Origin of the sequence: Dyadobacter koreensis (assembly GCF_900108855.1) — a bacterium.
Lineage (GTDB): Bacteria > Bacteroidota > Bacteroidia > Cytophagales > Spirosomataceae > Dyadobacter > Dyadobacter koreensis.
In genome coordinates, this window is sequence record NZ_FNXY01000013.1 from 35,957 (window position 1) to 51,808 (window position 15,852).

5 protein-coding genes and 1 pseudogene are annotated in these 15,852 nt (G+C 44.3%); 2 read left to right on the plus strand and 4 right to left on the minus strand.

Annotation, left to right across the window (positions count from 1 at the left end):
- Positions 1-266: 266 nt before the first annotated feature.
- From BMY70_RS30380 to BMY70_RS30395, 4 genes are all read right to left on the minus strand, one after another.
- Positions 267-3,227, minus strand: coding sequence for a glycosyl hydrolase 115 family protein (locus BMY70_RS30380; protein ID WP_090342458.1), 2,961 nt, complete (start codon positions 3,225-3,227; stop codon positions 267-269).
- Between the two features lie 85 nt (positions 3,228-3,312).
- Entirely contained in the window at positions 3,313-5,856 is a 2,544-nt protein-coding gene (locus BMY70_RS30385) for a hypothetical protein (protein ID WP_090342462.1), read from the minus strand.
- 243 nt (positions 5,857-6,099) lie between these two features.
- The gene (locus tag BMY70_RS30390; protein WP_090342464.1) at positions 6,100-7,605 is read right to left on the minus strand and encodes a RagB/SusD family nutrient uptake outer membrane protein; all 1,506 of its coding nucleotides are present in this window, start codon (positions 7,603-7,605) and stop codon (positions 6,100-6,102) included.
- Positions 7,606-7,626: 21 nt separating this feature from the next.
- Positions 7,627-10,713 carry a SusC/RagA family TonB-linked outer membrane protein gene (locus BMY70_RS30395; RefSeq protein ID WP_229209836.1) on the minus strand — a complete coding sequence of 1,029 codons (3,087 nt, stop codon included), beginning with the start codon at positions 10,711-10,713 and terminating at the stop codon, positions 7,627-7,629.
- A gap of 87 nt (positions 10,714-10,800) precedes the next feature.
- Between BMY70_RS30395 and BMY70_RS30400 the strand changes: the two genes are divergently transcribed.
- Together BMY70_RS30400 and BMY70_RS30405 are read left to right on the plus strand one after the other, a co-directional pair.
- Positions 10,801-14,940 (plus strand): hybrid sensor histidine kinase/response regulator transcription factor, encoded by a 4,140-nt coding sequence (locus BMY70_RS30400; RefSeq protein WP_090342467.1) that lies wholly within the window; start codon positions 10,801-10,803, stop codon positions 14,938-14,940.
- Positions 14,941-15,499: 559 nt separating this feature from the next.
- Positions 15,500-15,852, plus strand: a pseudogene (locus BMY70_RS30405) (transposase); the annotation flags it as partial.

A 15,852-nucleotide genomic window follows, 5' to 3' on the forward strand; every position in this document is an offset into this window, starting at 1 on the left:
GAATGATGCATTTGAAATTTCAAAACGTTCACTAATGAACAAAATCTGCCAGTAGTGTCCGCTGTACCGATGCCAACAGCATTCTGGCTGATTACATCAGACACCTTTAGCCCTTGCTTACTCGTTATGTCGTAAGCAAAAGACAGTATGGTAGCAGTTGGCGCCCAGAAATGCGCTACGCTATCATAGCTTCTTCAAGCAGGTGACGAGCCTGTTTTCAAATAAGAGGCTGAAAATGAACTTTTAAAAGTATTTACCAGTGGTTTTTATTTGATCTTTTTGGGAACGCCATCAGGTTTCATCATTGCATTTACATCCTTTAACGAAAGTGATCCGTAGAATGGCTGCGCCACACCCAAATCAATGAATATATGCGTGAGTATCACGCCAGGATCGACCATGTAAATTTGCAGCTTGTGTTTGCCCGCTTTCAGGTCCGGTACCTTAAAAGTACGTTGCGCCGAATTGCTCAGTACATTCTTTTTCCACTCATCACTTCGTCCAACAGTTCTGAAATTGAAAATTGTTGCAGGACCGTCATCAATGCTTACACCGTAGCGCAGTTCAAAGTTTTTGTTGATCGGATAGGTAGGTAACGTGCTGACGGTAATGTTTGCCGGCGACTGGCTGAAAGTATAAAAATCGTATTCGACAACAGGATAATTTTTCACTTTAAGCGTATCCAAATCGCCTTCTCCGGCTTCTTCAACCAGCGGTAATGCTTCCAGCGATCGGCCGTGGGAACCCAATCCTTCAATGACATTCCAGTGCCGCGATTTGATGTTTTTTACCGCAGTGTAGTCCGCAGCCGGAATGGATAGGTAATAGGCAGCCTCTATATGTCCTTTGAAATTTTCTAGCTCCTTCACACGGGCGTTGTTGGCTGTAACAGCAAAGGTATATCGATCATCACCGCTTTCAACAATGATAGTCCCTTTCAAAGACTCTTGTACCGGTGCTTTGTTCCAGTCAATTTCTACCCAAATGCGCTGCTGGCTGTTAAGCCCGTCTGGTGTCAGGGCACCCTGACTAATGCTTACGCTTATCCATTTTTCAGACACATTGACCATGAATGTTCTTTTTATTTTTTGTGTCAGGAAAACGTCGATAAAATATTTTTGCTTGTTCCGTTTGTTAAATTCAGGAAGTATCGTTGCACGGGCCGGTTCGGGATCAGTCGTAGAATCAGCTTGATTGTATCCTTCCGGAACTGCACAAAAAGCGGGCAGATCCCTCTTTTGAGGTAAATTAAAGTCCGGTACATTGAATACAGGAAGCTTACGGGGAAACATGTCCATCATCCCATTCCATTTGCCATTGGCAAGCTTTGTGTTATAATAAAGGGTTTCTGCGGCAATTTTCTCTTGAGTCCCGCCTGACAGCGAAGCATAATGCGCAGCGCTTAGTCTTCCTTGTTTGGCATAAATGTATGCCTTGTCGCGGAAAAGAAATTTCTTGTTTATCCACGCCGCACCTTTTACAGGGTATTCCACCAGCTCGTAAAAAGCATCCTTGTCTCTGGCTGCAATATTTGTCCCGATGTCCTTTACCTGTGCCAGCAGCTGGTCATAGGCGTCCATTCTCAGCTGCGCCTGATCATTGTAAAACAAATGATTATAGGCAGTGAATTTAATTCCGGTAGTAGGTTCCGTCTGGCTCCAACCCATGTATTCCGGCTTACGCTCGAAAGCAAGGTCATAGTACTTCCAAAGCGCTTTTGCTGCTGATGCTGACTGCTTATCCCCAAAAATCGTTGATAACCAATTCTGCAAATGCGTCATTGAAAAAGCTGACTTTTCGAATGGCTCGATGTCATAAGCCATATCCAGAAAAAGCTGCGTGGCGTACTCAGCAGGCTTGATATCACCCACATTCAGAACCCAGAGCTGCTTCGCATTCATGGCAAAAGCCTTTGTCATTTCCTCACGCATGTGCGCGGGATGTGTGGTGTTAAGCCATAAATAGTCGTGAGGCCTGCCCCAATAGGAAGCATGGTAATAAACAACGGAACCACCTGATCGCTTATTCTCCTGAGCATTACTCAGCCGTTGAATGTACCCGTAATTGTCATCAGGCCACACCAGCGTAATGTCGTCAGGCACTTTAAGGCCTGCATCATATATTTCAAGTACCTCTTTATAAGGTGTAAATACCTGCGGAATCTTGGTAATGTCCTCATTCACATATTTTTTAAGCATATTCCGCTGGGCCCGGATGATGGTGTCCATCAGAGGCGCTGTTTCCTCCATAGTTTTTACACCTTCCATCGCGCCGTCATGGATTCCGCGCATTCCGGTCGTGTAAATGCCATTGATCTTACTACTTTCTTTAATGCGGGATTCCCAGTATTCGTCTACTTTTTTCTTATTTGTCAGGTAATTAAAGCGCCCCATTTCTTTTTGATTCCACTCGCTCACGTTATTTCTGAGCATCGGTTCCGCATGTGAAGAACCAACTACGATCTGATAGTCTTCCGCTACCTTGATATTGCCGGGATAATGGTAAAAAGCATTTGTGCTCGGATGCATCGCAGGCCAGATCAGATTGGCTTTCAGGCGCAGAAGCAGCTCGAAAACCTTCGCATAAGTCTTCGGACCTATGTCTTTTGTCTCGGGTTCAAAGGTTTTTGCAGCCCATGGCTGTAACCCCCAATCTTCGTCATTGATAAAAACACCTCTGAATTTTACTGATGGCGTTTTAGAGGTAAAATTAAGACCATCTATGACGAGAGATTTCTGCATTTTCGGCCGTGCATCGGCCCACCAGTACCAAGGCGTCACACCAATTTTTTCTGACACGGAAAAAACGCCGTACGCCGTTCCGCGGGCATCACTTCCGGCAATTATCAGTGCATTGGCGATGTTCGCCGACGGTTTCGATAAAAACCGCAGCGAATAAGATTCCCACTTTCCTTTAATCTCGGGATCGGAAGCTTTGTTTCCAAAATTCTTAACCAGCGCTGATTCAGCCCTTCCGATGATAATGATATTGCCTTTGGCATTTGAAATATCAGTGAGAACTTTGGGTTGATACCCGCTGGCGAGCTCAATGTCTGAGGCAAGTAAATGGGCGGTTATGGAATCAAGTTTGGATTCCCCTTTTTGATAGTAAATCGTGACTTTGTCTTTCGCCGTTATCAATTCAAACTGTGCTGCGCTTGCGACAAGTGGCAGGCACATCGCAATGAGAATGTGAATTGTAATACGCTTTAAGAAGATTTGTTTCATGAATCGTTTTTTCAAGGCGATGAGATGGATCCTATCACTCCAAAGTGTAAAATATATTGAACGCAATGTTTTCTAACACGTTGAGTCATTCCAATGTTACACTTCGAATCGCAATACCAGCAAGCAGCTTTTGATTCTGATCAGCGGTTTGCGTTGGGAAAATGACAATCTGCAAAGTCTCTATGTTCATTAAATCAAGCTTACCGGGCTCCGGGGTGGTGTTTAAAGAGTAGGGTAGAAATCCAGGGTACGGGCGCGGGAGGCTGATGAAATCAACTTTTTTAAGATCTTCCAGCAACACAGCATACGCACTGCTTTCCGGTTTTACATTCAATGTTGCGCCATATACGGAACCATCCTTACCGATTAAAGCAAGCTGAATGGTGCAAGGCTTCTCATTAAGTGCGCGGCCGTGAAAGACCAGCTTTGTTTTGGTTGGTATATCCGATGTGCGTCCCGCGATGTTGTTTTTAAAATTGTATCGCATTGCGTAGTCTTCCGCTTTTTCGGGTTGTATGCCCAATTCAGAAGTTCCCATTTCTGGTATTGTATTCAGCCGTGAGGTTTTCAGATAAGGTCTTAGCAACTGCTCATGATCCGCTGCCGCACTGAATAAGGTTACTGGTGAAGATTTTGGCAGAATACGTATTTCGAACAGATTCTCCTGTTCATTGTTCAGATCCTTCGTATTTTCTTGCTCGGATGGATACGATTTTTCTACTCCGTTCTCTTTTACTAAAATGCAGTATTTTACTGCATCGCCTTTTAAAAATTCCGGCGGGATCGTTCCCGAGTAAGAATAACCACCAGTGTGCTCCAGCGCCAGATCCACAGGCTTTTCACCTTTAACAAATAGCTTCATGTGGGCAGCTTCCGGCTGTTTCAGGGAAACGATCTGCACTTTGACACGCACATCTTCGCCAGCCGAAATCTCTTTTAGCGGAGAATTAAGTACGTACGTTTTTTTTAGTGTCGTAGCGGGGGCCACGAATTCATTCAATGTAATATTCTTCCATTTGCTGCTCGCAGTCATTTTACCCGAAACACCTTTTTTTACCAACAGATAAGCGCCTGGTGTAATGTTGAAAGTCTGATTTTTTGTCTTGAAACTTTTGGTATCATTTCCCTTATTCAATGGTCTGATCTCAAAATCATCTCCTAAATCCGGTAGACGCACAGACATGGGCCATTGACGCCAGTTGACAACGGCCAGAACTTTATCAAGACTATTATAGCCAAAAGGATCCTGCACCCAGATCGCGTCAGGTAAAACTTCCAGTCGCCAGACACCATTATCAAGTTTATCCAGGAAGTAAGCGCCTGTCCCTTCATATTTTACAACCGATGAATTTCCCGAACCACTGATATGTTCCAAAGCTCCCGGGTTTGAAGGAATAGTTGCGGTATGATTGGTATAAATAAATTTTTCCTTCGTAACCATTTCTGCCAGATCCTGCCCGTAACTGACCCTGAAATTACCGAAAGATGTATCTGCGGGGAATTTGCCGAAGTCTTTATAAAGCGGAATATTGTGAAAAACTTCCGATGCGATTTTAAGGCTTAACGCTTTCTGGGGCGTGTAAATCAAATTCATGTAATGCGTGTCATATTCTGTATTGGCATAGGCGAAGAATGTTGGGTCATAGGCAAAATGCGTGGCGAGCTGCATACCGGCTGTCCTGAAACTGCGCGCCATGGCGGGGTATATGTAAGACCGCCCTACATCCGCAGCATCGAATTCATAAACGATCTTCGCCATTTGTTTAAACCTCGGATTGGCGGCGAATGGAATTTTGTAGTCATCCACGTTTGGCAGCAAATTTCCCATTATTTCGTGTTTAGCCTGCAAACCTGTGGGATACCATTGAAATGTACCGCCCTGAATGTCAGCATCAAAATAACCCTGTGCGAGATGGATGCTGTGGCTGATGTTATAAAAAACCGGTTTTTTACAGCCGGTCTTCCGCATGGAGCTTACCATTCCGTTGATAAATGCTGTTACGTCGCTGGCTTTTCCGCCATGCTGCGGCTCGTTACTAATTTCAAAGGCAATCAGGTCCGGTTCGTTTTTGTAGGCAATGCCGGTGTAAGGATTGACATGATTCAGGAACTGATACAGGTAATTTTGTTGTGCCTTAATGGCATCCGGATTTGTCAGACAAGCTGCTTTGCCATATTTTCTTGAAAATCCCGGCGTTTTTTCATCCTTTTCCGGCCAGCCGTTTCCCCAGTAGGCGATGGGCGTCAGCACAAACTTGATACCGCGGTCTTTCATTTTTTTTAATGCATAATCCAGCAGTTTTAAATGCTCATTTACAAGCAGGTTACCCAGCGTATCGCTGATTTCTGTGTCCCAGACGTGAACGCGGTAAAGGTCGAAACCCAGCCTGGAAAAGTGGTAAACATCATCATCAATAGCCTTTTCCGGAGATACATTCAATTGCTTCGCCACGCGGTAGGCATATGCAAAGGGAACGGTGTAATTGACCCCAAACCCTTTTACTTCCTCCTTCGTGTTACCCCAGCGCATCACGCCATCTTTATCAACATACACATCATTCGACTTTTGAGAATAAGCGACTGGTGTAACAAAAAAAATGAATACCAGAAAGGTAATGGCAAGCTTCATGTTTATGGAAAAGTTAAGTGTTTAGGATTAGTCATTTGTGGTCAGGTGTGGTCATTTGTTGTCAGTTTTTGTCAGGGTTAGTCAGGTATGGTCATTTGTTTTCAGGGTTTGTCATTCGTGCTAGAAACAACACTTGACAATTCCTGACTACAAATGACTAACATACTTTTATTTAGCATAACTCATGCCGAAAATTATACCTGACAATTCCTGACCAAACATGACAACAAATGACCACGCTCTTCAATACCCTTTCGTCTGTTCAATTTTCCCTGCACCGACGTTAATCACATATTGTGGTATAGGAAAAAGCTCAGATGGGCCGTGGTTGACTTTCCCGGCTGCTTCCAGGGCCGAAGCCCATTTTCCATGACGAACCAGGTCGATCTTACGGATACCTTCAAAATAAAATTCAAATCCTCTTTCCTGAAGAATGGCGTCGTTGAAAGCAGCTTTCGAAGCCGTAGCCGTGGCAGATAATGCAGCGACCCCACCGTGTTTGGTTCTTACTTCATTGACAAGCGCAATTGCTTCTGCCGTCGGACCTGATACCTGGTTGATCGCCTCAGCCAGCATCAGCAATACATCGGCATACCTTAATACCGGCATGTCATTTCCCTGTACATCAGCACCCGGAGACGACTCGTCAGGATATTTTCTCAAAACCGGGCCCCGCATATTGGTGCGGTTTCGCTCTTTTCCTGTTTTGTCTGTATAAGTTGCAACCAACAGGTTTCTGCGTTTGTCAGCCGCATCAAACGTATCATAAAATGCCCAGGTAGGACAAAATACGCCGCTCGGATTAGCCCAGCCACCTCCAAGTTTGATACTTTTGAAATCGTTTGGAAGACAATACAGTGCCATTGCATTAAAATTGCCGCCACCTTCGCCGTTCGTGGGTGCAATCGGATCGCAGTTGACAGCCCAGATTGTTTCCGTATTCACTTCCGTCGATTCGCGGAACAAGCCGGCATAATCGGACACCAGGCTGTACTTACCTAATGCAATTGTTGCCCGCGCCGCTTTTTCGGCCTCCGCCCAATTTTTTTCATTAAGATATAAACGAGTCAGCATACCCAGTGCCAAGCCTTTGTTGAACCTGCCATATTCCGACGGACTTAATTCCAGATTTGCAGCCGCAAAATTAAGATCAGCGGCAATAAGCGATACATAAGTCTCTCTTGATGGACGGGTCAGTTCACTTTCGGCATCGGTGTTAATTTTTGCCGCATCAAATATAACAGGGACCGGGCCGTACATATGAAGCAGGTAGTACATTGTCCAGGCACGGCCCATTCTGGCCTCGGCGATGAACCTGTTTTTTGCGGCATCGCTGATTGTTGCTTTTTCAATATCAGAAATAACCTGTGTCATCCGGGTTACGTAACGCACTTTTTCAAAATGGCTTTGCTTGCCCTGCGTTCTGAGAAATGTAAAATCTCCTTTGCTAAAAAATTCCCAGAGTCCGCCCCATTCGGTAAATACATTCATCTGATCCGTTGGGAGATCAAATATGGCCAGGTGACCATATTCCGGACTAAAAAACATGTTCTGGTACGCTACATCGCTGTACCCCCATTTGGAACCGAAGGGTTTGTAGGCCTGCAAAGCGTAAAGTTTAAAATCTGCCTCCGTTTTTGGAAAGTTGGCGGGGGAGAGTACGCCGGTGATCACCGGATCGAAATTTTTCTCGCAGCTGGTAATGGATAAGCTGGCAGCCAGTATACCGGCAATAAATATCTTTTTCATATAATTCTGAATATCGGAATGTTAAAAATTAGCTCTCAAACCAAGGGATACGGTTCTTACCATCGGATAAGGAGCCGGGCCGCCCTTGATAGAGCTCGCCTGAATCTCCGGATCAACGCCTTTAAAGCCAGTCAGTATAAACGCATTTTGTACATCAGCGAAAACACGAAGGCTTTTAACGTATTTGGTCAGGCCACCGGAATTGATGGTGTAACCCAGCGTAATGTTCCGGCAGCGAAGGAAGTCTCTTTTTACAAGCCGCGTGTCGAGGCCGGCGTCCAATGCGATTGCACCTTCATTGTATGCCGCGCCAGGTAAAGTACCCGTAGGATTTGACGTGCTCCATGCATCTTTGATCCGCTCGGTACCACTTTGGTTGCTGGACAGCAAACTTACCGGGTCACCCCACAGCGTGGTGAAATCATTCCCCCAGGCACCGTACTGTCCGTAAAAGAATACGCTCAGGTCAAACTTGCCGTAAGTGAAATTGTTACCAAATCCGACGATCGCTTTGGGAATTCCCGAGTAGCTTTTTACATCGTTGAAATCCAGTTTTCCATCGCCGTTATTATCCACAAAAATCGGATTTCCAGGTTTCCTTGCGGTTGTGGGTTGCCATGCAGGCACTTCCTGTCCTGCCTGCAGGATGCCGTTTGTTTGATACACATAAATAATATCGCCACCGACAGGATCGTTTACATTGCCATACTGAGCCGGAGGATCGTTCGGGAAACGTGTAACCCAACGGTTTTTGAAATGCGTTACATTCAATGTGGTATTCCAGCTAAAATCCTTGGTTTTGATATTTTCAGTATTGATGCTGAATTCAAAACCCTTGCGCCGCTGATGCCCGCCATTGATCGGAGAAGTCGAAATGATAGACAATTGCTGGGTGGTCGCACTGCTAAGCAGTCGGGTACGGTTTTCAGTAAAAACATCGACAGAACCCGTTATACGCTCCTTAAACAAACCAAAATCCAGACCGGCATTGAATGTTTTCGTAATCGGCCAGCGCAGGTTTGGATTGTCAAATGCGGTGAGACGATAAGGGAAGTATACCACCGAGCCGTTGTTGAATGTCACGGCATTCGGATCAGCGCCATAAGCACCATACGCAACGCTGCCCGGCCGTTCGCCTGTCATACCGTAACTGGCACGTAGCTTCAATGTGCTGATCGTCTGAATTCCTTGCATAAATGCCTCATTATTAATCTTCCAGCCCGCAGATACTGAGGGGAAGTATTGATATTTATTGTCGGGGAAAAACTTATCAGCACCATCGCGGCGCACGGTCAGCGAGAGCAGGTAGCGATCCAGGAAGTCGAAATTACTGCGGACAAAAAATGAGCGCAACTTGTTAACGCCTCTGTAAGATCCGATTATTTTAGGGCCCGTAGCAGAGGCGAGGTTGTCGGTATTGATCGCATCCTGCATATCCGAAGTTTCTACACTGAAACCTGAAAAATCTTCGAGATATTGACCCACGCCGGTAACTACATCCAGATTAAGCCAGTCGCCGAATGATTTTTTGTACGACATGGTCGCTTCCATCGTCTGGTTCTGTCTGCGTGTTTCAGCTAGTGAAGCTCTTGCTTTGTAGAGTTGCCCCCAGAAAACTGTTACCGGAATGTAAAAGTCGCGAATCGAATATTCACTGTTGTTTCCGTATAATAATTTGGCGGTCAGCGTATTCGGGATAATGTCGATATCAAGCGAGGTATTGGCCAGCAAGCCCTGTGATTTTGTTTTATCCTTGATATCCAACAGGGAAACCGGATTACCAGTCTGAGCGAACTGGCTGTATGTGCCGTTGGCATTGTACACGGGAACGGATGACGGATAGGCCAGGGCTGCCTGTAATGCATTGAAGCCCTGCGTGCCCGAACCGCCCGTTTGCCAGCCCGCCTGCGGATTGGAGTAGGCATTCCGGTTGGCGTTCGCATTTACATTAAGTCTGAATATTTTGCTCAAAACAAACGATACATTCAGCCTGCCCGAAAACCGCGTCAGATCGGACTTTTTCATTGATCCTACCTGATTGAAATAGTTGCCGGAAAAAAAGTAAGTCGCTTTTTCAGTGCCGCCATTGACGCTTATATTATGATTATCAATGCTTCCCGGCCGTAAAACCTGTCCCAGCCAGTCCGTTCCTTCTCCCGCGTTCCGTATTTGTTCATCGGTGAATTTCTGCGTGTAGCCGCTCAGATCAGCAGCCACCGGTCCAAATGGCGTCATATTCCGGTCCGACTGGTATTTGTCTTTGTTCAACTGATTGAAATAGAGCATGTAGTCCGACGCATTCAATGGCTTCAGATAAGGCATATTTCTTGAAAAAGAACGGCTGCCGTCGTAGCTTACACTCATCCTTCCCGCTTTCCCTTTTTTTGTTGTAATGATCATTACGCCATTGGCCGCCGATACACCATAAATGGCCGCACTTGCATCTTTCAGAAATTCAATGGATTCAATGTCATTCGGGTTCAAGCCCGCCAGTCCACCGCGGTTAACGCCTTGAATTTCCACTGAACCGTTGCTGGGCTCCATACTATTTCCCGGATATACCACGCCGTCGATGACTAGCAAGGGATTTCCTTTCCCACGAATTGAAACTGAGATATTTCCACCCGGCTGTGAACTTTGCTGTGTCACCTGCAAACCTGCCGCGCGGCCAAATAATAGTTCGGAAATATTATTATTAGCCGATGTCGGAATTTTGGCGGGATCTACCTTGGAAATTGCTGTGGTTAAGTTTTTTTTCGCAGTAGTACCGTAACCTACAACCACTACCTCATCCAAATTCTGCGTATCCGGCTGTAATTTAATATCTATAACATTCCGGTTAGCGATCGCTATTTCCTGTTTAACATATCCTATAAAAGAAAACACCAAAATCTGATCGCCGGCAACTGCATTTGAAAGGGTTAGGGAGTAATCACCATTTTGGTCTGTCGAGGTTCCATTCGTGTTTCCCTTTAAAACCACGTTTACGCCGGGCAGGCCGCCGCCGGCATTGTCTGTCACTTTTCCTTTTATGACCGTCTGCTGTGCTGACACTGTTGTACAGATAGCCATCAGAAAAATCTGCAAAAGCAGTAATTTTATTTTCATAAAATAGATGGATTAAGTTTATATTAAACATTAAAATTTGTGGTTGCAAGGTAGTTTTAGTATGCAGATTGGATAAGAAATAATCTGATGAAAAGCGATAATTTTCCGACATTTGTCTGGTATTTATTATATTTTTTGTTTAAAAAGTCAGTTTTTACTTCAAAAGGAATGTTTCGGGACGGTAAGATTTGCGCGAAGTGGGTAATTGTTTTTTATTTAGTTCTGACTTGCTTGCATTCGCAGGCGCAGGAAAGATTTTTCAGCACGCTTTCCATTCGTGAAGGTTTGCCGACCAACCTGATAAATGGCGTTGCTCAGGATCAAAGAAACTTCATTTGGATCGCTACAGGAGACGGTCTGGCCCGGTATGACGGATATGATTTCAGGGTTTTCAAAAAAGCGACCTCGGTACATTCCATTCCCAGCAATGGCGTACAAACCATCTATGCTGACGGAGACGATCTGTGGATAGGTACCGTCAATGGATTGTGCAAGATTAATACGGTTAGTTTTAAAGTAACACGGGTTTACACGGGAAGTAACACAAACATACGGTGCATTTCAAAAGACCGCGGAGGTAATCTGTGGATCGGTACGATGACGGGCCTGATTAAATACAACCGAATGAACAGTTCTTTCATCACTCTAACACCAAAAAACAGCGGTCTCAGCCACAGCACGGTTCGTTCAATATTTCAGGACAAAAGAGGAACACTTTGGGTAGGCACATACAATGGGCTTAATAGGCTGGATCCGGTAACCCGGACTTTTACAGTCTTTAATCTGAAAAGAAAAAGTACACCGGATTTTAAAAATAATCTGATTTGTGATATCAAAGCTATTGCAGATAATGATTCTATGATCTGGGTCGGGACGGATACCGGCCTTTGCCGCTTCAACACGATAACCGGGAAAAGTGAAAATAAAAGTGATCAGGTTAGACTGAGCAACGACGTAGTCAAAACTATTTACTCCGGCAAAGATCACAAGGTCTGGCTTGGAACTGATTTTGGACTTAATATCTATGATCCGAATACGAACAGCAACCAGCGCTATTTTCACAACCCGCAATCACCTTATTCCGTAGCTAACAATGTCATCTGGCAAATATTTGAAGATCAGGCTGGTGTGCTCTGGCTAGTTACCTCTAACGGGATCAGCAAGGTAAATCAGCTGGATAATCTATACCAGTATCACCATGTAACCCAGCAGGTTGGAGGGCAAACAATCGGAAATCAGGTAAAGTCTTTTCTGGTGAGTAAGGATGGTGTTTACTGGATCGGCACATTACATGGAGTGATCCGTTTTGATCCCAGGACCGGACAAAGTCGAAATTTTAATATTGATTCTCCTTCTCAAAGCCGGATTCTGATCAACAATGTAACGGTTCTGCATGAGGACCGTGACGGCCGAATCTGGATTGGTACCGTTGCAGGGATTAATGTTTGGGATGACAAAAAGCAATTTATGCAGTCTGTTACAGCAAACAAGAGCAACGGGCTTTCTTCCAATTACATTAATAACTTTGTAGAAACACCGGACGGGACACTGCTGGTAGGAACCTGGGAGGGTGGTATTTTTCGGGCCACCAATAGCTTAAAGGTAATTAAGGACGTTCAATTTGAGCTGATCTCGAAAGTAGAAACGGAAAAGTTTGTTTACGGAAAAGAATCGCTCTGGCTGATTGAATTTGATGAGCTTTTCAGGTTAGATCTGAAAACACGTATCAAGAAAAGGATTATTTCATTTGCCCGGATCGCTGATCGTAAAACGGTCAACAGCTTCTTTATGGCCAAAAGCGGTATTATTTGGGCTGCGACAGAGAATGGCCTGGTATCATATAATCCAGCTTCCAACCAATCATCTTTCCACCCGATTCAAAATCATAACACGGCCAGGTCTTCTATCATTGAGGATCGGAATGGAAACATCTGGGTTGCTACCAATGCTGCCCTCGAAAAATTTAAACCTGCGAGTCAGCAGGTCGAATTCTATCCTTTGAATAAAAACCTGCCGCTCAAAAGTTTTTATGCAGGCTGCGTTGCGCAGTCAGTCTCAGGCGAACTGTTTTTTGGTGGAGATAATGGGTACATCTCGTTTTCGCCTGATAAAGCGATTGCAAATGGTTATCAGCCAAAGGTTGTTCTCACCGGTTTATTATTAAATAACAAGCTGATCGAAATTGGTGAAAAAGTCAATAACCGGGTGATCCTGGACAGCGCTGTTTCCTTCACACCACGGATTGAGCTTGATTACAGCCAGCGAACGCTTGAACTGCAATTTGCTGCATTGCACTTTTGGCAGCCCGAAGTAAATACGTATTCCTACAAGCTGGAAGGTGCTGACGAAAACTGGATCACTACTTCAGGCAACAAGAATTTTGCCGTCTATTCTAATCTTTCGCCCGGAATATACACATTCAAAATACGAGGTACGAACAATAACGGAATATGGAGCCACGAAACCAGCGCAACCCGGATCACCATTAATCCCCCATTTTATTTGAGCAAAGGTTTCCTGGCATTGTATGCGCTGTTAACAGCCGCCGGAGTTTATTTTGCTTTTAAAATATATTCAGCCAGAATTAAATTGGAAAATGAACTGAAAATAAGCCGACTGGAAATAGCGCATGCTGAGGAAATCGAGCAGACCAAGGAACAATTTTTTACGAATATTTCCCACGAACTGCGCACGCCTATCAGTCTGATACTCCCCCCGATTCACCAGATTATGAAAAACGGGAAATTGGATGATGCTAATTTTAAACTTATCTCGCTGGCTGAAAAGAATTCGCACCGATTGCTGCGGGTGGTGAACCAGGTACTGGATTTTAAGAAAATGCAGGATGATAAATTACATCTGAACACATCCAAGGTTGAAATTGTCGGCTTGTTGCGGGAGCTGTATTCTCATTTTGCAGACAAGGCAGCAAGGCATGAGGTCTGTTATACATTCGCAAGCAGCACAGCACAATTTGAGATATTTGCGGATGCAGAAAAGGTGGAGACAATGGTATTGAACCTGCTTTCAAATGCGTTTAAATTTACACCAAAAGGAGGTACTATTTCACTAGATGTTGAAATCATAAATACCGCTCAGCCTGCTGACCATGCTGTGAAAATCCACGTTTTCGACACTGGAACAGGTATTTCAGCAGAAGATCAGAAGCGTATTTTCGAGCGTTTTTATCAAACTGCCGAGTCAAGAAAAAGGGAAATGGGTTCAGGTATCGGACTGGCTCTTACACTGGAATATGTGAAAATGCATGGAGGCGAAATAAACCTTGAAAGCGTACCGGGAAAAGGAAGTGTCTTCACAGTTTGGTTGCCAAAAGGCAATGCTGAGCAAATGGTTGGGGAAATAAATGATACTGGCGCTTACCCGATGTTCCAGGCTGCCCCGATCCACCCAAAAGAACTGGAAATAACGAATTCCGGATTGGATAAGCCACTTCTGCTGATCGTAGAAGACAATCCGGATATGATTGATTTTATCCGATTGACACTCCATAGGAAATACCGTTTTGTGATCGCAGGCGAGGGAGAAGAAGGTCTGAAAATGGCTGTCAGGTATCTGCCTGATGTAATTATTTCGGACGTGATGATGCCCGTGATGGATGGTCTGACGTTTTGTAAAATGATCAAAGCGAATCCTAAAACCAGCCGGACGGCTGTGATATTACTGACCGCAAGAAGTCTGACCTCTCAGAAAATTGAAGGGATCAGAACAGGAGCCGATGCGTACATCACCAAACCGTTTGAGATAGATTTGCTGGATGCACAGATCGACAATCTTCTGCAAAGAAAACAGGAGCTGGCAGCTTATTTTCAGCATAAGCTGATCGTGACACCGACGGGTGAAGATGGGAAAGAGAATGTGGATGAAAAGTTTGTGAAAAGAGTCATGAGCAGCGTGGAGGCTCATATCGCTGATCCTGAATTTAATGTAGAAATACTGGCCTCTGAGGTGGGTATGAGCTCGGCGCATTTGTCCAGAAAACTTAAATCACTGACGCAGTTTTCGGCTAATGAAATTATTAAAAAGTACCGGATTAAGAAAGCTTCGCTGCTTTTAGAAAACAAGGAGGGTAATGTTTCAGAGGTGATGTATGATGTCGGATTTTCCAATCTTTCTTATTTTTCAAAGTGTTTTCGGGAAGAGTTTGGTATAAGCCCTAAGGAGTATATCAAGAAGGCAGGTAAGACATTTAACACTGAGCAGATTTGATTTTTAAGGCTGACGAATGAATACCTGTTTTTTAATGGCAGGAAACGAAATGGAGATTTGCTGTAAATCGGGAAGCGTTTTTGCAAAATTAAAGCGTGCAGGAAGCGCCAACAGCGAATAGCGTTCTTTGAAGCTGTAATATGTTAGTAGAGCTCACTTTTGTTTATATTTGTATAATAACTTTAAAATTTTTCGGTTAAATAGTCTTTGGACAAATGCTTGGATGGCTTATTTGCTAATTTCGTGAATAAATCTAACAGATTGTGGATAAGGCAAGTATGGTTTTAAAGTCAGCAACCGAGGTTTTAAACTCAAATTAATTTATTTTTGATAAGTAGTGTACAGGGAGAAATGGTGGCATAGGGTCAATCAAATAATAACTCGATATTTTTTGTTAACAAGTTTGGGTACGTAAGCTGCAATTTTGAAATTACGAATTCTCTGGTTTTTTTGTCTTGCTTTGGGATCTGTGACTAATTGACCTCCCCCCGGCAAACGAGACAGTTTAAAACTAGAGATTTTTGGTGGCAAATACAGATCAAAAACGTAATTTGTTACTATGAAAAAATCGAAATTTACCGAAGTCCAGATCGCTTATGCACTCAGACAATCTGAGTCAGGAACGCGGGTTGAAGACATCTGTCGGCAGATGGGTGTATCACAGGCAACATTTTTTGCCTGGAAAAAGAAGTACGGCGGGCTTGGAGTTACTGAGCTCAGAAAATTACGGCAGTTAGAGGAGGAAAATATACAGCTAAAAAAATTGGTGGCGGATCTGAGTTTGGACAAGCAGATGCTTCAGGACGTTATTAAAAAAAAATTGTGAAGCCGCCGTATAAGAAGGAAATGGCCAATTGGCTTGTATCCAATTATCGTGTTTCGATCCAGAGGGCTTGCCGCTGTGTGAAGTTG

Excerpts from the sequence above, each read along its gene's own strand:
- BMY70_RS30385 (WP_090342462.1), bottom strand. The coding sequence starts at position 5,856 with ATGAAGCTTGCCATTACCTTTCTGGTATTCATTTTTTTTGTTACACCA.
- BMY70_RS30395 (WP_229209836.1), bottom strand. The coding sequence starts at position 10,713 with ATGAAAATAAAATTACTGCTTTTGCAGATTTTTCTGATGGCTATCTGT.
- BMY70_RS30400 (WP_090342467.1), top strand. The coding sequence starts at position 10,801 with ATGAAAAGCGATAATTTTCCGACATTTGTCTGGTATTTATTATATTTT.
- BMY70_RS30390 (WP_090342464.1), bottom strand. The coding sequence starts at position 7,605 with ATGAAAAAGATATTTATTGCCGGTATACTGGCTGCCAGCTTATCCATT.
- BMY70_RS30380 (WP_090342458.1), bottom strand. The coding sequence starts at position 3,227 with ATGAAACAAATCTTCTTAAAGCGTATTACAATTCACATTCTCATTGCG.